Below are 20804 nucleotides of genomic sequence, written 5' to 3'. Positions count from 1 at the left end.
CCCTCTTTTCGTCACCCCGGACTTGATCCGGGGTCCATTGCTGCGCCAAGCCTCATGGATGCCGGATCAAGTCCGGCATGACGAATTTCAGGACATATGCTCGCATGACTCGCTTCGCCCTCACCATCGAATATGACGGCCGCCCCTATATGGGCTGGCAGCGGCAGGCGCACGGCCCAAGTGTCCAGCAGGCGATCGAGGAAGCCATTCACCGTTTCACGGGCGAGACGGTGCAGGTGCTGAGCGCCGGCCGCACCGATGCGGGGGTCCATGCCATTGCCATGCGCGCGCATGTCGACATCGCCAAGCCGCTGACGCCGTTCAAGCTGACCGAGGCGCTGAACGCCCAGCTTCGTCCCGCGCCGATCGCGATCATCGGGTGCGAGGTGGTGCCGGACGACTGGCACGCGCGCTTTGCCTGCGTCGGGCGGTCGTATGAATATCGGATCGTCAACCGCCGCGCGCCGCTGACGTGGGACAAGGGGCTGTCGTGGCAGGTCGCGCGGCCGCTCGACGCCGACGCGATGCACGCAGCGGCGCAGGCGCTCGTCGGCCTCCACGACTTCACCACCTTCCGCTCGGCGCATTGCCAGTCGCAGAGCCCGGTGAAGACGCTGGATAAGCTGACCGTCAGCCGCCACGGCGACGAGCTGATCGTCGAGGCCGCAGCGCGCAGCTTCCTCCACCACCAGGTGCGCTCGATGGTCGGCTGCCTCGCACTTGTCGGTTATGGAAAATGGTCGGCGGGCGATTTGAAGGCGGCGCTGGAGGCGGCGGACCGCAATGCGCTAGGGCTGAACGCGCCGCCCGACGGGCTGTATTTTGTGAGTGCGACATACCCGTAGCCCTCCTCTCCCGTCGGGAGAGGATAGCAAGTCTTGGCGGGGCAGCCGTCTAGGCGCGCTTGGTGAGGGGCTCGGCCCGCGCGAACTTGGGCGAGGTCACATCCCCTCACCCGACGGGAGAGGGAAGAACGAAAAAGGGCGGCCCTCGCGGACCGCCCCTTCCCTTTATCGCTAACCCGCGCGCTTACACCTTTTCAGCGTAATACAGCGGCGCGTGTTCATTCAAAATCTGGAGGATCTTTGCCTGCGCCGTCTTTTCGTCGCTTTCTTCCATCGCGCCGAGTTCGCGCGCGAGGCGGCTCGACGCCGCTTCAAAGATCTGGCGCTCCGAATAGCTTTGTTCGGGCTGGTCGTCGGCGCGGAACAGGTCGCGCGTCACCTCGGCGATCGACACCAGGTCGCCCGAATTGATCTTCGCTTCATATTCCTGGGCACGGCGCGACCACATGGTGCGCTTCACCTTCGGCTTGGTGGTCAGGACCTGCAACGCTTCCTTCAGCGTCTTGTCCGACGACAGCTTGCGCATACCCACACCCTCGGCCTTGTTCGTCGGCACGCGAAGCGTCATCTTTTCCTTTTCAAAGCGCAGGACATAAAGTTCGAGCTGCATCCCGGCGATTTCCGATTTCTGCAACTCGATGACGCGCCCCACGCCATGTTTGGGATAAACGACATAATCACCGACTTCGAACAAGAGCGTGTTCACGGACATGCAAATTCCTTTTCTTGTGCCTTGACCCTGATCTGAAAGTGCGACAACACCGGGGCATCCCGCCCTCTCGCGGAGGGGGATTTGCATTCGGGCGGCGCTAGCCAGTCAGAGTGACAAGGGATATGGCTCCATCGGAACGCCGGAAAGCGCCCCAGCCCAGAGACGGGAAGAGGCAGGATGTCGGCGTGTTGATATTTATTATAACAGATTCGCAACAAAATTGCCACCCCTGCGCGGAAATGCGTCGGTCGGCACCTTGACGGCTTTCGATACCCGTTTCAGGTTGAAACGAAATTACAGGTAAGGAGCCGGTATGCTGGATCAAGTTTGGTGGATCACGGGCGCCTCTTCGGGCATTGGCGCGGCGCTGGCCCGCGCACTCGCGGCGCGCGGCGCCAAGCTGATCCTGTCGGGGCGCAACGTCGCGGCGCTGGACGCGGTCGCCGCCGATTGCGCGACCGACACGCTGGTTCTGCCGTTCGAGGCGACCGATTATAACGCCCTGCCCGCGATCGCCGATCAGGCATGGGGCTGGCACGGCCGCATCGACGGCCTGGTCAACAATGCCGGAATCTCGCAGCGAAGCCTCGCGATCGAAACCGACTTTGTCGTTTATCAACAGATTATCGCGGTCGACCTGATCGCCCCGATCGCCCTGACCCAGCAGGTCCTGCCGCGCATGGTGGCCGCGGGCGGTGGACAGATTGTCGCCATTTCGAGCGTCGCGGGGATCGCAGGCGTCCCGCTACGCAGCGCCTATTGCGCCGCAAAGCATGGCATCATCGGTTATCACGACGCCGTGCGGGCGGAGAATGAGCATCTCGGGCTCAAGGTTCTGGTCGTTGCGCCGGGTTCGGTGCGCACCAATGTCAGCCGCAATGCGCTGAACGCCGACGGCAGCACGCGGGGGGAGAGCGACGCCGCGATCGACAACGGCCTGTCACCCGACGATGCCGCCGCGCAGATGCTGGCTGCAATCGACGCCGGAACACGCGAACTGGTGGTCGCCGACGGCGCCGAAGCAGTGATCGCGAGCCTGCGCCGCAGCGACCCCGACGCATTGTTCGACCGGATGAGCGCGATGGTGCAGGCGGGCTATGCCGCCAAAATGGCCGCCACGGCCGCCGACTGACCGGCCCGCGCGCCTATTTCGCGGCCATCACCGGCGGTGCCTTGTCGGGATCGCTCGCAATATAGGCGGGGTTGAAACGGTCGAGCCATTTCTCGGTCGCTTCCAGGAACTGCGCCTCGTCGGTCGGGGCCGGCAAATTATGCGTGTTGTCGGGCTGGTAGAGCGTGTCGTAATCCTGCCCCTTCACCTTTCCTGCGCGTTCGAGCGCGGCGACGAGCCGCTTTGCCTGTGCAATCGGGACGCGCTTGTCCTCCACCCCATGCACGATCAGGATCGGCGACCATTTGCCCGTGGCGTTCTGTGCCGGCGATACGGCGTCGAGGTCGGCGGGCCCCTTGCTCAGATAGTTGGATCCGAACCGGCCAAGATAATATTTGTCGAACTTGCGCATCTCGCCCAGGTCATAAACCCCGGCGCCCGCGATCGCGCAGCGCCACCGGGCCGGATCGCGCTGTGCCGCGCGCGCCGAGGCATAGCCGCCGTAAGACCAGCCCATCATGCAGGCGCGCTGGGGGTCGACGATCCCCTGCGCGGCGAGATAGTCGATGGCGTCATTCAGATCGTCCTGCATCCGCAGCCCGAAACCATTGTCGCGCCCCTTCTTGATCCATTCGCGGCCATAGCCGCCCGACCCGCGGAAATTGGGCTGCACCACGACATAACCCAGTTCGGCGATCGCCTGGTGCCATGGGAAGGGTCCAAAGCCCTCTTCGTCGCGCGGACCGAAGGGACCGCCGTGGGTAATCATCACCACCGGCAGGTTTTTCTGGCCGGCGCGATGCCGCGGCATGGTCACCACGGCATGGACCTTTTCGCCGTCGCTCGCGGTATAGACGACCGTCCGCGTCGGGTTCATTTCCGCGTCGCGGAACAGTTCGTTGGAATAACCGATCCGCGTCACCTTGCCGGTTTCGGTATGGAAGGAATAATATAGCCCGGTCTGATTGGCCTTGCCGACCCACACCAGCATGGTCTTGTCCGCAAGGTCGCTCGACACGATCTGGACGTTCCCGACGCCGAATTGCTTTTCAAAAATATCCTGCACTTCCTTGAAGCGCGGGTCCATCCAATAGGTTTTCGACCGTTCGGTGGTGGCGTACACCGCCTCCAGCGTGTCGCATTCATGGTTGCAGCCGACGCCGCCGACGTCATAGCCCGGAATTTCAAACAGCGGCTTGCCAAGCTCCATCGTGGCAAGGTCGAGCTTGTAGACCTTGTTGAAACCGTCGGCATTGCTGGTCACGATCGCCTTGCCCTCTTCGGCAAGGAAGATCTGCGGCACCAGCGAATCGCCCGAAAAGCTGGGGTCGGCCTTGTCGTAAATGGTCTTCAGATTGTCGCCGTCCTTCGCGCGGTAGAGGACGCGCGTCTTGCCGCTGTCGCTGTCATAACCGACGCCCATGCGGACGACGCCCTTGCCGTCGGCGGCCCATTGCCCGACCAGGATATTGGGTTTTTGCACGATGTTGAATGCGCCGCTGCGCACGTCGACATCGGCGACCTCGGGCCGGCTCAGCATTTCATAGCTATAGGCGATCGACGTGCGCGACAGCAGGATGCGCTCCTTCGCATGATCGACATGGATGATGTTGCTGGCATCGCCGCCGGCATCCTTCCACGCCAGCGGCGCGAGTTTTTTGCCATCGACATCATAGCTGAACAACCGGCCATATTCGCCCTCGAACAGTCCGATTTCGCCCGATGCCGCGGTGACGACGAGGGTGCGGTTGCCGACCCAGCGCCAATTCATGATGCGGCGGTCGCCAAATTCCTTATAGGCCTCTGTCTTCAGGAAATAGTCGGGCTGCGCCTTTCCGGTGAGGTCGAAGATCGCCAGATATTCGACGCCCTTGTGGCTGACCTTCGCCGCCATTTTCGTGGCGTCGGGCGACAGGCGCGGCATTTGCAGTGTCGCACGGTTGGCGAATTGCGCCGTCGGAACCCGCGCGCTCGCCAGCGCGGTGTCGGCGGCCATCCCATTCACAGCGGTGACCGGCAGCGCAGGCGCGAGCATCGCGGCAGCAATCAAAAGGCGGCGGTACGACAGCTTATCCAAGGCTTGGCTCCTGATAATGATGATGAAATCCTAGCGTGCGGCAGCGGCGAGACAAGCCGCTTCGTGAAAAGAAACAGCCCCGCCGGATCGCTCCGACGGGGCCATTCGTCATCGACAGAACCGGCGCAGCTTATGCCGCGCCGTGCGCCAGCGCCGCGAGGAGCAGGATCGCCACAATGTTGGTGATCTTGATCATCGGGTTAACCGCCGGGCCCGCGGTATCCTTGTACGGATCGCCGACGGTGTCGCCGGTCACCGCCGCCTTATGGGCTTCGCTGCCCTTGCCGCCATGGTTTCCGTCTTCGATATATTTCTTGGCATTGTCCCATGCGCCGCCGCCCGAGGTCATCGAGATGGCGACGAACAGCCCGCCGACGATCACGCCAAGCAGGAGCGCGCCGAGCGCCTCCAAGGCCGCCGCCGGACCCGCAACGCCGCGGATCACGAAATAGACGACGATCGGCGCCAGCACCGGCAGCAACGACGGGATGATCATTTCCTTGATCGCCGCCTTGGTGACGAGGTCGACCGTGCGGGCGTAATCGGGCTTGCTCTCATACGTCATGATGCCCGGGTTCGCCTTGAACTGGTCGCGGACATCCTTGACCACCTCGCCCGCCGCGCGGCCGACCGCGGTCATGCCCATCGCCCCGAAGAGGTACGGCAGCAGCGCGCCGAGCAGCAGCCCGACGATGACATAGGGCGATGACAGCGAGAAGGTCAGCGGCTCGGTCAGCCCAAGCTTGGCCGAATATTCGGTGATGTCGGCGGTATAGGTGCCGAACAGCACCAGCGCCGCCAGACCCGCCGAACCGATGGCATAGCCCTTCGTCACCGCCTTGGTCGTGTTGCCCACGGCGTCGAGCAGGTCGGTCTTTTCACGAACCGAATCGTCGAGCCCCGCCATTTCGGCAATGCCGCCGGCGTTGTCGGTGACGGGACCATAAGCGTCGAGCGCAACCACCATGCCGGCCAGCGCGAGCATGGCGGTCGCAGCAAAGGCGATACCGACGATACCCGCCGTCTGGAAGGCGACGACGATGCCGACGCAGATGACGAGCGTCGGCAGCGCGGTCGATTCGAGGCTGATGGCAAGGCCCTGGATCACGTTGGTGCCATGACCCGTTTCCGACGCCTTGGCGATCGAACGCACCGGGCGGTAGTTGGTGCCGGTGTAATATTCGGTGATCCAGATGATCAGGCCGGTGATGACCAGCCCGAGCAGCGAGCAATAGAAAAGGTCGCTGCCGTTGAACGTCGTGCCCGTAATGTCGGTCGCCATGTCGCCTTTCAGCACATAGCTGGTCGAGAACCAGATCGCCGGGATCGAGAGCACTGCGGTGACAAGAAACCCTTTGTACATCGCGCCCATGACGTTCGTCCCGCTGCCGAGACGCACGAAATAGGTGCCGATGATCGACGTGATGATGCACACGCCGCCCATCAGCAGCGGCAGGGTCATCAGCGGCAGCAGCATGTCGCCCGCGCCCTTCAGCAGCAGCGCGATCAGCACCATGGTGGCGCCGACCGTGACGACGTAGGTTTCAAAAAGGTCGGCGGCCATACCGGCGCAATCGCCGACATTGTCACCGACGTTATCGGCGATGACCGCGGGGTTGCGTGGGTCATCCTCCGGGATACCTGCCTCGACCTTGCCGACCAGGTCGGCACCGACGTCGGCGGCCTTGGTGAAGATGCCGCCGCCAAGGCGCGCGAAGATCGAGATCAGCGAGGCGCCGAACGCGAGCGCGACAAGCGCGTCGACGACCGTGCGATCCTCACCGCCGACGGTGAACCCGCCCGGCCCGATCAGATACCAGAAGAAGACCGAGATCGCGAGAAGCGCAAGGCCCGCCACGAGCATGCCGGTAATCGCCCCGGCGCGGAACGCCATGGTCAAGCCCGCCTGCAGCCCGGTCTGCGCTGCGGCCGCGGTGCGGACATTGGCCTTGACCGAAATGTTCATCCCGACAAAGCCGGCGACGCCCGACAGAACGGCGCCGATAACGAAGCCGGTCGCCGAGATCGGGCCAAGGAACAGCCCGACGAGGATGGCGACAACGACGCCGACGATGGCGATGGTGCGATATTGGCGGCCGAGATAGGCCTTGGCGCCTTCCTGGATGGCGGCGGCGATTTCCTGCATCTTCTCATTACCCGCCGATGCGCTGAGCACCTGCCGCGAGGTAATAAATCCATAGAGTACGGCCACCAGGCCGCACGCTATCGCGATCAAAACCGGATTCATGCGTGTTGCTTCCTTCCCCATTGAGAAGGGCGACGCAGAAGATAGCAGTCGAGCACGTCCGACTTATTGATGCCGGTTCGCTCTCTCCCCTGATGCGACCGCCCCAAATTTGGACGCCGAGTTATGGGAAGAAAGAATGCCAAGGGCAACCCCGGTAATTCTGTCTCGTTTCCGCGGCTTTGCGCGTCAGTGCATGAAACCGAGACGATCTGGAAGCGCGATGCGCTGTGCCCGGTGGGTGAGCATGATTCCCTCCCCCACCCCGACATGTCCGATCGGGGAGGCGGCGATGTTCAGCCCGGTCGCGATGTCGCGGATCGCCGCCGCCGCGCCGGGATCGGCGGCGAACAGCAACTGATAGTCGTCGCCCGCGGTTGCCGCCGCGAGCCGGGTATCGACGACATCGGGGCGTACAGCGAGCAGCGCCGCCGACAGCGGGATCGCTTCGAGCATGATGCCAAACTCGCATCCGCTCGCCGCTGCCATCCGCCGCGCGTCGATCAACAGGCCGTCGGACACATCCATCATCGCGTGAACATGCGGTGCGACCGCCTGCCCGAAGGTAAGTTGCGGTTGCGGCCGCTTATAGGCGGCAAGGCAGGTCTCATTGGGTTCCACCTGCCCCAACCGCATCGCGAGCCCCAGCCCCGCATTGCCGATCGTGCCGGTGACCCAGATCTGGTCGCCCGGCCGGGCGCCGCTGCGCGAAGGGGCGCCGCAGGGCGGGGCGCGGCCGATGGCGGTCAGGCCGAAACTGCGCGGCGCGCCCGACGGCACGCGCACCGTGTCTCCGCCGAGCAATGCAAGGCCGAAGCGGCGCAGCACTGCGCCCAGTCCCTCGACGAATGCCGCGTCCCACGCGTCGTCGCCAAGGCTGTAGCCGACGAGGATGCCGACCGGCGCCGCACCCTTTGCGGCCAGGTCGGACAGGTTCACCGCGACCAGTTTCCACGCGACGTCCTGCGGCGTGTCGTCGGGCAGGAAATGCACGCCTTCGACGATCATGTCGTGGGTGAGGACCAGCCCCTCCCATTCGGCGGCATCGTCGGCAAGCCCGCGCGCGGCAGGATCTGTCGCGATGCTCCGCAGGCGGGCGATGAAATCGGCTTCGCTCATACTATCCTCTCGTTAGACGAGGGACGCTCTTGTCCGTTCGATGCGAACGGATATCTTATGCGCTGGTTCCGCGCACGTCCTTGCCGATCGCATCGAGCAGCCCGTTGGCGAACCCCGCCTCGCGCGCGTCGAAAAAGGCCTTGGCAACGTCGACATATTCGCTGACGACGGCGCCGACGGGCACGTCGCCCCGCGCCATCAGTTCATAGGAACCGGCGCGCAGGATCGCCTTCATCGTGCGGTCGAGCCGGTCCATCGACCAGCCGCTTGCCAACCGCGCGACGATCGCCGCGTCAATCTCTTCCCGCCGCGCCAGCGTGCCCTTGACGATGTCATCGAAAAAGGCGGTGTCGGCGTCAGCATATTCCGCGTCCTCGATCGTCGCGCCGATGCGGTGCTGGTGAAATTCATGGATCAGCTTGGCGACGGGGGTCGCCTCCATCTCGTGCTGATAGAGCGCCTGGACGGCGGCAAGCCGGGCGGCGGAGCGGGACTGGGTGCGTTTGTTCATGGCTTTTCTACTTTAATCGGTTCTGGACGCTGAGCGCGTGCGCGGGAAGTCCTTCGGCGCCCGCGAGTGCCACCGCCGCCGGACCGATGGCGGCCAGGCTGGCGTCGTCGAGCGCAAGGAAGCTGGTGCGCTTCATGAAATCGGTAACCGACAGCCCGCTCGAAAAGCGCGCCCGGCGTCCGGTGGGCAGGACATGGTTCGGGCCGGCGACATAATCGCCGATCGCCTCTGGCGTCTGGCGGCCGAGGAACACCGATCCCGCATGGCGCACCTTGGCAAACAGCGCGTCGGCCTGATCGGCATCGACCGCGAGTTCGAGATGTTCCGGCGCAAGCCGGTCGCAAAGCGGGATGGCATCGGCAAGGCGCGGCACGACGATGACCGCGCCATTGTCGGCCCAGCTCGCCTGCATCGTCGCTGCGGTGCTGAGCGTCGGGATGACTTGCGCAACCGCGGCGGCGACCGCATCGGCGAAATCGGCGTCGTCGGTGAACAGGATCGACTGGCTCGTCGGGTCATGTTCGGCCTGGCTCAGCAGGTCGGCGGCGATGATATGCGGTTCGTTCTTCGCGTCAGCAACGACGACAATCTCGCTCGGCCCCGCGACCATGTCGATACCGACAACCCCGTAAAGCTGGCGCTTTGCTTCGGCGACCCAGGCGTTGCCGGGGCCGGTGACGACATCGACGGCCGCGATTCGATCGGTGCCGTGGGCCAGGGCCGCGATGGCCTGCGCGCCGCCGACCCGCCAGATTTCGTCGACCCCGCCGATATGCGCCGCTGCCATCACGACCGGATTGACCTCGCCGCCCGGCGTCGGAGTCATCATCACGATGCGCCCGACCCCGGCGACCTTGGCCGGAAGGATGTTCATCAAGACCGACGAGGGATAGGCGGCCCGCCCGCCAGGGACATAGACCCCCGCTGCATCGACCCCGCGCCAACGCGCGCCAAGACGGGCCCCCGTGCTGTCGCGATAATCGCGATCCTCGGGCAGCTGGGCCGCGTGATAGGCGCGGATGCGCTCCGCCGCGAGGTTCAGCGCGTCCCGCAATTCGGGCGCCAGCGCGTCATAGGCGGCGGCGCATTCGTCCGTCGAGATGCTCCACCCGCTGGTGTCGAGGTCGAAGCGATCGAACTTCGCGGTATAGTCGGCGAGCGCGGCGTCGCCCTCGACCTTCACGCGCGCGATGATCGCCGCGACGTCCGCCGACACGTCGGACGCGCTTTCGCGCCGGTCATCGACCAGCGCATCGAATTGTTCGGCAAAGCCGGGATCGGACGCGTCAAGCCGCCGCATCGCCGACCGCCTCACGGAATTTTTCGACCAGCGCCGGCACCTCGGCCGAGCGCAGCTTGAACGCCGCGCGGTTGACGATCAGCCGCGCCGACACTTCGCTGATGATCGTCTGTTCGGCGAGCGCGTTCTCGACCAGCGTGCGCCCGGTCGAGACGAGATCGACGATATGCGAGGCAAGGCCCAGCTTCGGCGCAATCTCCATCGCGCCGTTGAGCTTGATACATTCGGCCTGGATGCCCTGCGCCGCGAACCAGCGGCGCGTCGTGCCGGGATATTTGGTTGCGACGCGGATGTGGCTTTCGCCCCCCAGCTCGTTGGCGCCCGGCGGGGCGCTGCCCTCCGGCCCGGCGAGCGACAGGCGGCAATGGCCGATGCCAAGATCGACGGGGGCGTAAAGCTCGCTGTAATCGAATTCATCGACGACGTCGGAGCCGACGATGCCGAGCTGCGCCGCGCCATGCGCGACGAAGGTCGCGACGTCGAAGGCACGCACCCGGATCAGCGAGATGTGCGGCTGGTTCGTCGCGAACACCAGCGCACGGCTTTTCTTGTCGAAGAAATCCGCGGCAGGCTCGATCCCGACGCGCGCCAGCAGCGGCAACGCCTCTTCGAGGATGCGCCCTTTCGGGATAGCAAAGATGATCGGTTCGGGCATAAGCTTGCGCGCCCATAAGCGGCAGGAGGAAAAAGGGCAATGAGCGACCGCTACGACTTCATCGACATGACCGAAACCGGGCGTGACGCGGTCCGCACCGCCTTTGCCAATCAGGTCGCCTATTGCCGCCACAATGATGCACGGGTCACCGCGCGCATCGTCGCCGCGCTGGGATCGTTGCTCGACGCGCCCGCAAGCGAATTCGCGCGCCGCATCGCAGACTGGCCGGGCGCCCCGCTCGCTGACGCGCTGCCGCTGCGCGCGGCGGGGGGTATCCATGCGCTGCATCTGTCGGGCGCCGCCGACGAGCTGGCGCCGATCTATGCCGATGCCGAGGACATCAACGACGCCGCGATCGTCGCGGGCGCGGTGCACCGGCACGAGGCGGCGCTGCTTCCCTGGCTCGACGGGCCGCCGCAGACGAACGAGGCGGGACGGTCATCGAACTTCATCGCCGCGATGCTGTGGCTCGCCGACCGCGGCCTGCCGCCGCTGTTCGACTGCATCGAAATCGGGTCAAGCGCGGGGATCAACCTGATGATCGACCGCTATCATTACGATCTGGCCGGGGTTCATGTCGGACCGCTGCCCGGTGCGATGGCGTTCGCGCCCGAGTGGCGCGGCAACCACCCGCCGCAGCACAGCATCGGCTTCGCGGGGCTGAAGGGATGCGACGTCGCGCCCGTCGACCTGTCCGACCCGGCGCAGGCGCTGCGGCTGAAGGCCTATATCTGGCCCGAACATCATATCCGCTTTGCGCGCATGGAGGCCGCAATCGCCGCCGCGACCGCGGAGCCGCCGCAGCTGATCCGCGCGAATGCCGCCGATTTTGTCGAGGCCGAACTCGCGCGTCCGCAGGCAGAGGGCACGACGCGCGTGCTGATGCATTCAATCGTCTGGCAATATGTTCCCGCCGACCAGCAGGCGCGCGTTACCGCCGCGATGGAAGCCGCCGGCGCAAAAGCGACCGCGGAACGGCCGCTGGCGTGGATCGCGCTCGAAGCCAATCGCACCGTGCATCATCACGAACTGGTGGTGCGACACTGGCCGGGCGGCGGGCCCCCGCAAAAGCTGGGGCAGGCGCACGCGCACGGCGCGTGGATCGAGTGGCTGGGGTAGCGGATATCCGCCGTTATCGGCTCACGGATAACTTACCGTCTTGGGCACTTCGGGGATCGGGATGAACTCTTCGCTGTCGCCGGGAACCAACGGGAACCTGCGATCCTTCCACTCGGCCTTTGCCTCATTGATGCGGTCCCGCGACGAACTGACGAAATTCCACCACACGTGCCGCGGCGTCGTGAACGCTTCGCCGCCGAGCAGCATCACGCGCGCATCGCTTGTCGCGCGAAGCGTCATCGCCTGTCCGGGTTTCAGGATATAGAGGCTATAGCGGTCGAGCGGCTCGCCATCGAGGGTCGCATCGCCCAGCGCGACGAGCACCGCGCGCTCGTCCGCCTCGGCATCGATCGGCAGGCTGGCGCCCGCGTTCATCAATATGTCGGCATAGATGGTCGCGGCATGCTGCGTCGTCGGCGCGGTGACGCCCCACAGGCTGCCCATGATCACGCGCGCCGAGACTTGTCCATCCTCGACGAGCGGCAATTTGTCAGCGGGCACATGCTCGAACGCCGGGTCCACCTCTTCCTTGCCGTCGGGCAGCGCCAGCCAGGTCTGCATCCCCGAAATAGCCGACCCCGTCGCGCGTTCGGCGGGGGGCGTGCGCTCCGAATGGACGATGCCGCGCCCCGCAGTCATCAAATTGCACGCGCCGGGGCGGATCGTCGCATAGGTGCCCAGGCTGTCGCGGTGGTCGATCGCGCCCTCGAACAAATAGGTCACGGTTGACAGGTTGATGTGCGGATGCGGGCGCACGTCCATGCCCTGCCCGATGTCGAAATGCGCCGGGCCGAACTGATCGACGAAGATGAACGGACCGACCATCGTGCGCGCCTTGTTGGGCAGCGTGCGGCGCACGTCGAACGCCCCGATGTCGTGGGTCGATGGGGTGATGACAGTGAACATCAATCGAGCCTTTCCAGCGTCTTTCGCGTTTTTTCGGTTTCGACATTACCGGTGTTGCGCGTCGAACCGGGTTCGAGGAGCAGCACATGGCATTCGCCGTCCAGCGCCTCCGGACAATGTTCGGTGCCATGCGGCACGATGATGAACTCGCCGGGTTCGATAATCACATCGCGGTCGCGGAACGCCATTTTCATCCGCCCGGCGACCACCAGGAACAATTCATCTTCGCTGTCATGGTGATGCCAGTCGAACTGGCCCGCGAGCTTGACCAGCTTGACCTGAAAATCATTGATGTCACCCGCGACGCGCGGGTTCCAGTGATCGTGGATGGTCGCGAAAGCTTCGGCGAGGTTCACCTTGGTCGTCATCTCAGTCCTCTTTCTGGCGCGGATCCGTCATTCGGGCGGCACGATCGATGCGGCGACGGCCCGCAACTGGCGCACCATCGCCCCGAACCCGAGGCCGCGGTCGGACCAGCTGCCGACATCGATGCTGACCACGCGGCCGTTGATCCAGGTCGTACAGCCCGCCATCCGGATCGTCCCCACCTCGTCACCCTTCAACGCAACCGCCATCGTTCGCGCCTGATAGACGCACAGGTCGTCATGGCCGAGGTGGACCGCCGATATCTGCGCGTCGATATTCCGGCCCGTCGTGCTTTTCATCCGCCGCTCGACCCGCTCGGCGAATGCCTCGGATTCCTGTTCGCCGATATAGCTCGCGCTTCCCATCTGTTTTGCCACAAACGCCAGATAGGCCGCACGCGAGGGTGCGTTCGGATTGAAATTTTTCACATATTTCAGATGAATGAAATTCTGGTCGCCGCCATCATCGCCGCTCGCCGACATACAATCCTGCACATAGGCAAGGTTGGCGACGATATGGCCGTTGGCGCCCGCATGCTCGCCGGTCGCCGCCGCGGGCGGTTGGGGCGGAACGCAATAGCCATTGGGCGTGGGCAGCCGATAGGACCGCCCGTTGATATCGAACACCAACGCTGCCGGTGCGCTCGACGGCGGCGCGACCACAGCATCGGCGAACAGCGCCAGCGCGGCGAGCGCGAACATGTCACCCCTCTCCCGGCGCGGTCGCCTTGATTGCAAGCGCATGGACGCGCTGTCCCGGCAGGTCGCCCAGCGCCTTGTTCACCGCGCGCTGGCGCGCGACCCGGTTCATGCCCGCAAAGCCCGCCCATTCGATCGCAAGGCTGAAATGCGACTCGCCGCTGCCATCGTCGCCGCTGTGGCCGCGATGGCTGGCGCTGTCATTGCTGACGGCGAAACGGGCTTCGGGAAAAGCTGCGGCGAGCAGGCTTTCCATCTCTTGCTGTGCGGGGCCTTTATTGCTCATGGGGTTGACCATAAACGCTTCGTCGCCAAATTATAAGGCCTCCCCAATATCCTCCTCGCGATTCCGAAAGCCCGTTTTGCCGTCTTCTTCCCGCCCCAGCCGTTTCCATGGCCGTGTCCCCCGCGACGAACCCTGCGCCGCACCCGGTTGCCGCGAGGCGGGCGAGTTTCGCGCGCCGATGGCGTGGACGCGCTCGCCCGACGGACCGCCGCAATATCGCTGGCTGTGCCTGGACCATGTGCGCGAATTCAACGCCGGCTATAATTTTTTTGACGGGATGAGCGCCGACCAGATCATGGCGGCGCAATCGCCCACCGCGGGCTGGGAAACCGAAAGCCGCACTTTCCGCGCGGCGGGCAGCGCCGACCTGCCGCCGCGCTGGGCCGATTTCAAAGACCCCATCGACGCGCTCGGTGCGCGCTTTCGCCAGCGGATGGACGAAGCGCGGCGCGAGGCCGCCAACCCTGGCATTTCGCGCGAGGAACATGCCGCGATGCAATTGCTTGGTCTGCCCGTCGACGCCGACCGTGCCGCGCTTCGGCGACGTTACAGCGAACTGGTCCGCCGCTATCATCCCGATCGCAACGGCGGCGACCGCAGTTTCGAGTCGCGGCTGGGAGAGGTGGTTGCGGCCTATCAGTTGCTCCGCAAGACCAAGGCCTTTGCCTGAGGGAGAGGGACGATGAGCGAATTGGACGACGCGCGTATCGAGGTGGTGCGCCGCCATATGGCGCTCGAAATCACGCACGATTGGGATGGCGTGATCGCGACCTTCGACCATCCGCGATACGAACTGCTCGGCCCCGGCACGGTGTTTGACGGCGAAACGGCGGTGCGTTCCTATTTCGCAGCATCGCGTGAGCCCTTTCCCGACCAGGCGAACGAGGTCATCGCGATCGCGGCGGACGAAGCGACCGACACCGTGCTGGTCGAATTCTGGCTGACCGGCACGCATCTGGGGCCGCTGAAGCTCGGCCCGCGGACGATCGATCCGACCGGCAAGGCGTTCCGCATTCGCATGGCCGCCAGTTTTGAATTCGCGCCCGGCAGCGACAAGATCGTGTGCGAACGCCCCTATTATGACCAGTCGGCGGTGATGAAGGCGCTTGGATTGCTCTGAAAAGGCGTTGCAAGGCGAAACGGACAACGATACCGCGACGGCGAAGCACGCCTTGCGGCGACTCTCCCTGACCTTGATCGCTGGACAAGACCTATGACCGATATCCCGAACAGCCTTCCCGATCACCACGGCTCGACGCTGCTCGCGGCGCCCGATACCGAGGTCGACGCGCGCGAGGTTTTCGGGGTCAATATCGACATGAAGGTGCCGGCGTTCAGCGAGGCCGACGAGCGCGTCCCCGACCTCGACCCCGCCTATGTCTTTGACGGCGACACCACGCTCGCCATCCTTGCGGGCTTCAAATACAACCGCCGCGTCATGGTGCAGGGCTATCATGGCACCGGCAAATCGACGCATATCGAACAGGTTGCGGCGCGGCTGAAATGGCCGTGCATCCGCGTCAACCTCGACGCGCACATCAGTCGTATCGACCTGGTCGGCCGCGACGCGATCGTGCTGAAGGGCGGCCAGCAGGTGACGGAGTTTCGCGAAGGCCTGCTCCCCTGGGCGCTTCAGACCCCGACTGCGCTCGTCTTCGACGAATATGACGCCGGCCGCCCCGACGTGATGTTCGTGATCCAGCGCGTGCTCGAGACCGAGGGCAAGCTGACTTTGCTCGACCAGAACCGCGTGATCCGCCCGAACCCGCATTTCCGCCTCTTCTCGACCGCGAACACCGTCGGGCTTGGCGATACGAGCGGGCTGTATCATGGGACGCAGCAGATCAACCAGGGCCAGATGGACCGCTGGAACATCGTCGTTACGCTGAACTACCTGCCCGCCGCGACCGAAAGCGCGATCATCCTCGCCAAGGTGCCCGACACCGACGAAACCACGGTCGCGAATATGGTCAAGGTCGCCGACCTGACGCGGCAGGGTTTCATCAACGGCGATATTTCGACCGTCATGTCGCCGCGCACCGTGATCAGCTGGGCGCAGAACACCGCGATCTTCAACAATATCGGCTTCGCCTTCCGCCTTTCCTTCCTCAACAAGTGCGACGAGGCAGAGCGGATGATCGTCGCCGAATATTATCAGCGCGTATTCGGCGAAGACCTGCCCGAAAGCGTCGTTGCCAAGTGATGGCGCTGCGCCACCTGATGGTGGCGTCATGCGCCGCGCTGACGCTATCGGGGTGCAGCATCGCGGCGGTCGATTATGGCAAGGTCCGCCATGCCGACTATGTCGCCGACCCGCGTTGCACCGCGCAGCCCGGGGCAGCGATCGACGGCGAGGCGCTGCCCTATTTCTTTGCGACGAGCCGCCTGCCCGACTGCCGCACCGCGGAGATCGAGCTTCTCCACCACCGCGGCGACCAGATGCGCTATGGCCGCTTCAACGCGCCGCGCGATGTGACGGTCGGCAAGAAAAAGCGGCTGCTCGCGCCGATCGCGTTCCAGACGTCCGCCGACTGGTGGCGGGCGCTGCAAGCCGAGACCGACCGCAAACAGGGCCGCGTGCTACTTTACGTTCATGGTTACCGCGAGAATTTTTCGACGACATCGAAGGATGCGGCCCAGATTGCGCGCATGACGGGTTTCGACGGGCCGATCATCGAATATAGCTGGCCGTCGCAGGGCAAATTGCTGAGCTATGTCGTCGACGAGACCAATATGTATCACGACGTCCGCAATTTCCGTGACTTCCTGAAATCGCTCGCCGAACAGGGGTGGGTCAAGGAAATCGTCGTCGTTTCGCACTCGCTGGGTGCTCGGCTCGTCATCCCCGCCATCGCCTATGTCGATCGCACGTCGAGCAGCGCCGACAGCAGCAATATCTCGAACATCATCCTCGCCTCCCCCGACATCGACCGCGAAACGTTCGAGCGCGATATCGAGGAAGAAGTGCTGTCGGCGCGGCGCGTCGCGAACGATCGCCGCATCACCGTCTATACATCGCGCGCCGACAAGGCGCTGGCGGCATCGCGCGCGATCCATGGCTATCCCCGCCTCGGTTCGCCCTATTGCTTCAACCCGTTCGAGGCCGCCGACCTGAAAGCCAAAGGCTTGCCCGAGCGTTGCTATCCCGCGGCGCGCGCCGGCCTGACCGTGATCGACACGACCGACGTCTCGCGCGGGTCGACCGGGCACAGCAATTTCCTGCGCAGCGCCGTCGCGTGCCGCGATTTCATCGACGTCGTCGCGAACAAGCGGACGCGCGCCGAACGCACCGCCACGCCATGGACCCATGTGTTCGGGTTGCTCCCCGATCCGACGGTGCCCAAGGACGGCGACGACGCGATCTGCCACCGCACGCCCGAGGTCGACGAGCCGCAATAAGGGCCTAGAAGCCGCACATGATGGCGAAATTGGTGAGCCAGACGACCGGCCCCTCGCCCGTCCACAGCCACAAACCGCCCGCGGCGATCAGGCCGAACAGCGCCAGCGCGATCGCATCCTGCCGCGCCACCCTCACGCCGGTTGCAACCGTTTGACCGGCGCGTCGGCGATCGGCAGGTGGACGAGTCCGGCGAACAGCCCGAGCGCGATCGAAAAGCCCCAGGCAATATTGTAGCTGCCGGTCGCGTCGAAGATCAGCCCGGCGGTATAGGCGCCGAAGAAGCTGCCGAGCTGGTGGCTCAAAAAGACGATGCCGTAGAGCATCGACAGGTGGCGAATGCCGAAGATACGGCCGACGATGCCGCTGGTCAGCGGCACGGTGCCAAGCCAGAGGAAGCCCATCGCGCCCGCAAAGACGAGCGCGCTGGCGTGGCTCAACGGCACGAACAGGAATAGTGCGATGACCGCCGAGCGCGCGGTGTAGAGCGCCGAGAGCACATATTTCTGACGCAGCAGATCGCCCGCGCGACCGAAGACATATGAGCCGAGGATGTTGAACAGCCCGACGAGCGCGAGCACTTGCGCGCCGATCTCGATCCCCAGCCCCTTGTCGTCGAGATAGGCGGGCAGGTGCGTCGCGATGAAGGCGATGTGGAAACCACAGACGAAAAAGCCCGCGTTGAGCAGCCAGTAACCGCGGTGCGCCGCCGCCTCGCGCAAAGCCTCGCGCGCACTCTGTTCTTCGGTTTGCAGCGTTCCCGGCGTGTCGGTGCGGCCGGAAACCCCGATCGCCAGCACGCCGCACAGTGCGACGAGGCCCGCCATGATCCACAAGGTGTGGTGGTAGCCGATATCGCCGAGCAGCATCGACGCCAGCGGCACGACCAGGAACTGGCCGAGCGAGCCCCCGGCAGTGACGATGCCGAATGCACTGCTGCGCTTTTCGGGGCTGACCACGCGCCCGACCGCGCCGAGCACGACGACGAAGGTCGTCGCCGATTGCGCCATGCCGATAAAAATGCCGAAACTGATGTGCAGCCCGATCGCGTCGGTCGCGAACGCCGCGCCGATCAGCCCGAGCGCATAGAGCAGCGCGCCCGCCAGCACGACGCGCCCCGCGCCATGCTTGTCGGCGAGCGCACCGACGAAGGGCTGAACCAGGCCGAACAGCAAATTCTGGAGCGCCATCGCAAGGCCGAAGTCGGAACGACTGATCCCGATATCGACGCTCATCTGCGGCAGGAACAGGCCGAACGACTGGCGCACGCCCATCGCCAGCGTGACGATGAAGGCGGCGCAGACGATGACGATCCAGGGGCGTTTCATGGGGGAGATGGTGGGGGAGGACATAGGCCGCGGATGCTCCTCCGCCCCCGCGAGGTCAAGCGAGCATAGCTATATTCCCAAGAAGCCAAAAGATGTTACGATCGCGTCGTAGTGGAGCATCCTTTCTCGATCACGACCGCGAGACAATCGGGTTCCCTCCCCCTTGATGGGGGAGGCAGCGAGACTTGCCAGCTTGCTGGCTTAGTCGCAGCGGAAGGGGTGCGGTTTGGGCCCGAGGCGACTGCGCGAGGCCGCGCCCCCACCCCCATCCAACTGCGCCTAGCCGCTTTGCGGCAAGGCTGCGTATCCTTCCCCCATCAAAGGGGAAGGTTTTGCGTCCTTTTGGGTTGCCACAAACTTGGCAGCGTCGCTCGATGAAGCGAAGCCCGCCCGACGGCGCAACGAAACGCGCTCGAAATCTGAGATCAAATATGACCGACGCCGAACGGAAAATCTGGACGCTGTTGCGCACCGCCTTTCCCGATTGGCGATTTCGCCGCCAAGTCCCGATCCGTCAGTATATTACCGACTTCGCGAGCCATCGAGCCAGGCTAGTCGTCGAAGTCGACGGCGGGCAGCATAATGATGAAATCGACGCACCGCGCACCGCGATAATCGAAAATGACGGCTATCGCGTCATCCGTTTCTGGAACAATGATGTGCTCGCCAATATTGACGGTGTTGCCACCCTTCTGACAAGGGCTTTGGCCGAGACCGCACCCCCACCCAACCCTCCCCCATCCAGGGGGAGGGCTTTAGAAGACCGCCGCCTGCCATGACCGCTTCCTCTCCCCTCGACGATTTCAAGGCCGCGCTGTCGAGCGTTGCGCGCGCGGTCACCCGCGATGCCGAGGTCGAGGTCGGCTTTACCGCCGACGCCCCTGCGCAGATCGGCAAGGCGATCAAGGTGCCGACACCGTCGCGCACCCTGCCCGCCGACCAGGTCGCCGAGGCGCGCGGTTTTGCCGACAGCTATGCGCTGCGCATCAAGCATCACAGCGAGAAACTGCACGCCGCGGCGCGTCCCGCCGAGCCGCTCGCCGCCGCCGCATTCGACGCGATGGAACGCGCGCGGATCGAGGCGCTGGGCGCGCGGAACATGGACGGGATGCGCGGCAACCTGGCGGCGAGCCTTGCAATGCGGATGCGCAGCGACCCGATCAGCCGCGCGCAGGGCCGTGAGGATGTGCCCATGTCGAGCGCGCTCGAACTGATGCTGCGCGAGGCGCTGACCGGCGAACAAGCGCCGCAGGGGACCGAAACCGGGCTGTCGCTGGTGCGCGAATGGATCGCCAAGGAGGCGGGCGGCGACCTCACCGCGCTGTCGATGCTGCTCGACGATCAGGCGGCCTTCGCCGAAACCGCGAAACTGGCGCTTCGTCACCTTGACCTGATCCAGAGCGACGAGCCGCTGGAGGAAGGGGCCGAGGACGGGGGCGAGCAGGACGAGACCGAGGCCGAAGAAAGCCAGGAAGAACAGGAAAGCGAAGATGGCGGCGCCGGCGAGAGCCAGGTCGACGCCCGCGCCGAAATGGCGGGCGACCAGGCCGACGACGGCGACAGCGACCCCGATGCGCAGGAAATGGAAGCCGACGGCGAACCCGAAATGGGCGGCGAAGGCGACGAGGGCATGTTGCCCGTGCGCCCCAATCGCCTGCCGAGCGACATTCCCGATTTCAATTACCTTCGCTTCACCGAAAAGCATGACGAGATCATCCTTGCCGCCGAATTGTGCGATGCCGACGAACTGACGCGGCTGCGCGCCTATCTCGACCAGCAGATGACGCATTTGCAGGGCGCGGTGACCAAGCTGGCAAACCGCCTCCAGCGCCGCTTGATGGCGCAGCAGAACCGCGCCTGGGATTTCGACCAGGAAGAAGGCCAGCTCGACGCGGCGCGGCTCGCGCGCGTCATCGTCTCGCCCGGCCAATCGCTGAGTTACAAGATCGAACGCGACACCGATTTTCGCGATACCGTCGTCACCTTGCTGATCGACAACAGCGGGTCGATGCGCGGCCGTCCGATCAGCATCGCCGCAATCAGCGCCGACATCCTCGCGCGCACGCTCGAACGCTGCGGCGTGAAGACGGAAATTTTGGGCTTTACGACGCGGACATGGAAGGGCGGGC

At 64.8% G+C, this 20804-nt stretch carries 22 protein-coding genes; 9 read left to right on the top strand and 13 right to left on the bottom strand.

The genetic code is table 11. The features are described from left to right. Window positions 1-104 precede the first annotated feature (104 nt). Window positions 105-845, top strand: a complete 741-nt coding sequence (truA, locus tag A3E77_RS05270; protein ID WP_293643878.1) for a tRNA pseudouridine(38-40) synthase TruA — start codon at window positions 105-107, stop codon at window positions 843-845. A 184-nt stretch (window positions 846-1029) separates the two neighbouring features. Here the strand turns inward: truA and A3E77_RS05265 are convergent, their stop codons facing one another. Beyond that, on the bottom strand, window positions 1030-1557 hold the full coding sequence (locus tag A3E77_RS05265) for a CarD family transcriptional regulator (RefSeq protein WP_293643877.1): 528 nt from the start codon (window positions 1555-1557) through the stop codon (window positions 1030-1032). 313 nt (window positions 1558-1870) lie between these two features. Between A3E77_RS05265 and A3E77_RS05260 the strand changes: the two genes are divergently transcribed. Further along, window positions 1871-2689 carry an SDR family NAD(P)-dependent oxidoreductase gene (locus tag A3E77_RS05260; RefSeq protein WP_293643875.1) on the top strand — a complete coding sequence of 273 codons (819 nt, stop codon included), beginning with the start codon at window positions 1871-1873 and terminating at the stop codon, window positions 2687-2689. Between the two features lie 13 nt (window positions 2690-2702). Here the strand turns inward: A3E77_RS05260 and A3E77_RS05255 are convergent, their stop codons facing one another. From A3E77_RS05255 to hisG, 6 genes are all read right to left on the bottom strand, one after another. After that, entirely contained in the window at window positions 2703-4745 is a 2043-nt protein-coding gene (locus tag A3E77_RS05255; protein WP_293643873.1) for an alpha/beta hydrolase family protein, read from the bottom strand. 130 nt (window positions 4746-4875) lie between these two features. Next, window positions 4876-6993 carry a sodium-translocating pyrophosphatase gene (locus A3E77_RS05250; RefSeq protein ID WP_293643871.1) on the bottom strand — a complete coding sequence of 706 codons (2118 nt, stop codon included), beginning with the start codon at window positions 6991-6993 and terminating at the stop codon, window positions 4876-4878. Window positions 6994-7179: 186 nt separating this feature from the next. Beyond that, window positions 7180-8109, bottom strand: coding sequence for a thiamine-phosphate kinase (gene thiL, locus A3E77_RS05245; protein WP_293643869.1), 930 nt, complete (start codon window positions 8107-8109; stop codon window positions 7180-7182). A 55-nt stretch (window positions 8110-8164) separates the two neighbouring features. After that, window positions 8165-8620 (bottom strand): transcription antitermination factor NusB, encoded by a 456-nt coding sequence (nusB, locus tag A3E77_RS05240; RefSeq protein WP_293643867.1) that lies wholly within the window; start codon window positions 8618-8620, stop codon window positions 8165-8167. A 7-nt stretch (window positions 8621-8627) separates the two neighbouring features. After that, window positions 8628-9920, bottom strand: a complete 1293-nt coding sequence (gene hisD, locus A3E77_RS05235; RefSeq protein ID WP_293643865.1) for a histidinol dehydrogenase — start codon at window positions 9918-9920, stop codon at window positions 8628-8630. Continuing rightward, window positions 9907-10575 carry an ATP phosphoribosyltransferase gene (gene hisG, locus A3E77_RS05230; RefSeq protein WP_293643863.1) on the bottom strand — a complete coding sequence of 223 codons (669 nt, stop codon included), beginning with the start codon at window positions 10573-10575 and terminating at the stop codon, window positions 9907-9909. Before hisG ends, hisD begins: the two co-directional genes overlap by 14 nt. Before the next feature lie 39 nt (window positions 10576-10614). Here hisG and A3E77_RS05225 point away from each other — a divergent pair, with 39 nt between their 5' ends. Next, the gene (locus tag A3E77_RS05225; protein ID WP_293643861.1) at window positions 10615-11694 is read left to right on the top strand and encodes a DUF2332 domain-containing protein; all 1080 of its coding nucleotides are present in this window, start codon (window positions 10615-10617) and stop codon (window positions 11692-11694) included. A 21-nt stretch (window positions 11695-11715) separates the two neighbouring features. On the opposite strand, the gene A3E77_RS05220 is transcribed toward A3E77_RS05225, so the two are convergent. Genes A3E77_RS05220 through A3E77_RS05205 form a run of 4 tightly spaced genes read right to left on the bottom strand, consistent with a single transcriptional unit; the run spans window position 11716 to window position 13950 of the window. Further along, window positions 11716-12600, bottom strand: a complete 885-nt coding sequence (locus A3E77_RS05220) for a pirin family protein (RefSeq protein WP_293643859.1) — start codon at window positions 12598-12600, stop codon at window positions 11716-11718. Then, a complete protein-coding gene (locus tag A3E77_RS05215; protein WP_293643857.1) occupies window positions 12600-12968 on the bottom strand; it encodes a cupin domain-containing protein in 369 nt (122 codons plus the stop codon). The genes A3E77_RS05220 and A3E77_RS05215 overlap by 1 nt, the downstream gene beginning before the upstream one ends. 27 nt (window positions 12969-12995) lie before the next feature. Continuing rightward, the gene (locus A3E77_RS05210; protein ID WP_293643855.1) at window positions 12996-13667 is read right to left on the bottom strand and encodes a hypothetical protein; all 672 of its coding nucleotides are present in this window, start codon (window positions 13665-13667) and stop codon (window positions 12996-12998) included. A 1-nt stretch (window position 13668) separates the two neighbouring features. Further along, window positions 13669-13950, bottom strand: coding sequence for a BolA family protein (locus tag A3E77_RS05205; RefSeq protein WP_458574413.1), 282 nt, complete (start codon window positions 13948-13950; stop codon window positions 13669-13671). A 76-nt stretch (window positions 13951-14026) separates the two neighbouring features. Here A3E77_RS05205 and A3E77_RS05200 point away from each other — a divergent pair, with 76 nt between their 5' ends. The 4 genes from A3E77_RS05200 to A3E77_RS05185 all read left to right on the top strand — a co-directional run bounded on the left by A3E77_RS05200 (window position 14027) and on the right by A3E77_RS05185 (window position 17349). Continuing rightward, window positions 14027-14620 carry a J domain-containing protein gene (locus A3E77_RS05200; RefSeq protein WP_293643853.1) on the top strand — a complete coding sequence of 198 codons (594 nt, stop codon included), beginning with the start codon at window positions 14027-14029 and terminating at the stop codon, window positions 14618-14620. 12 nt (window positions 14621-14632) lie between these two features. Beyond that, complete coding sequence (locus A3E77_RS05195; RefSeq protein WP_293643851.1) at window positions 14633-15070, top strand: ester cyclase; 438 nt, start codon at window positions 14633-14635, stop codon at window positions 15068-15070. A gap of 93 nt (window positions 15071-15163) precedes the next feature. Next, window positions 15164-16153 carry a cobaltochelatase subunit CobS gene (gene cobS / locus A3E77_RS05190; RefSeq protein WP_293643849.1) on the top strand — a complete coding sequence of 330 codons (990 nt, stop codon included), beginning with the start codon at window positions 15164-15166 and terminating at the stop codon, window positions 16151-16153. Continuing rightward, on the top strand, window positions 16153-17349 hold the full coding sequence (locus A3E77_RS05185; protein WP_293643847.1) for an alpha/beta hydrolase: 1197 nt from the start codon (window positions 16153-16155) through the stop codon (window positions 17347-17349). The genes cobS and A3E77_RS05185 overlap by 1 nt, the downstream gene beginning before the upstream one ends. 4 nt (window positions 17350-17353) lie before the next feature. On the opposite strand, the gene A3E77_RS05180 is transcribed toward A3E77_RS05185, so the two are convergent. Both A3E77_RS05180 and A3E77_RS05175 read right to left on the bottom strand, forming a co-directional pair. Next, window positions 17354-17485 (bottom strand): hypothetical protein, encoded by a 132-nt coding sequence (locus A3E77_RS05180; RefSeq protein ID WP_293643845.1) that lies wholly within the window; start codon window positions 17483-17485, stop codon window positions 17354-17356. Continuing rightward, window positions 17482-18699 (bottom strand): MFS transporter, encoded by a 1218-nt coding sequence (locus tag A3E77_RS05175; RefSeq protein ID WP_293643843.1) that lies wholly within the window; start codon window positions 18697-18699, stop codon window positions 17482-17484. Before A3E77_RS05175 ends, A3E77_RS05180 begins: the two co-directional genes overlap by 4 nt. A 350-nt stretch (window positions 18700-19049) precedes the next feature. Between A3E77_RS05175 and A3E77_RS05170 the strand changes: the two genes are divergently transcribed. Both A3E77_RS05170 and A3E77_RS05165 read left to right on the top strand, forming a co-directional pair. Continuing rightward, on the top strand, window positions 19050-19454 hold the full coding sequence (locus A3E77_RS05170) for an endonuclease domain-containing protein (protein WP_293643841.1): 405 nt from the start codon (window positions 19050-19052) through the stop codon (window positions 19452-19454). Further along, window positions 19451-20804 (top strand): cobaltochelatase CobT-related protein (locus A3E77_RS05165; RefSeq protein ID WP_293643839.1); only part of this gene is annotated, 1354 nt, incomplete at its 3' end. The genes A3E77_RS05170 and A3E77_RS05165, both read left to right, overlap by 4 nt.

Origin of the sequence: Sphingopyxis sp. RIFCSPHIGHO2_12_FULL_65_19 (assembly GCF_001830555.1) — a bacterium.
Classification (GTDB): Bacteria; Pseudomonadota; Alphaproteobacteria; order Sphingomonadales; family Sphingomonadaceae; genus Sphingopyxis.
Note: the sequence above shows the minus strand (reverse complement) of the source record. Positions and strands in the feature narration are given on the sequence as shown.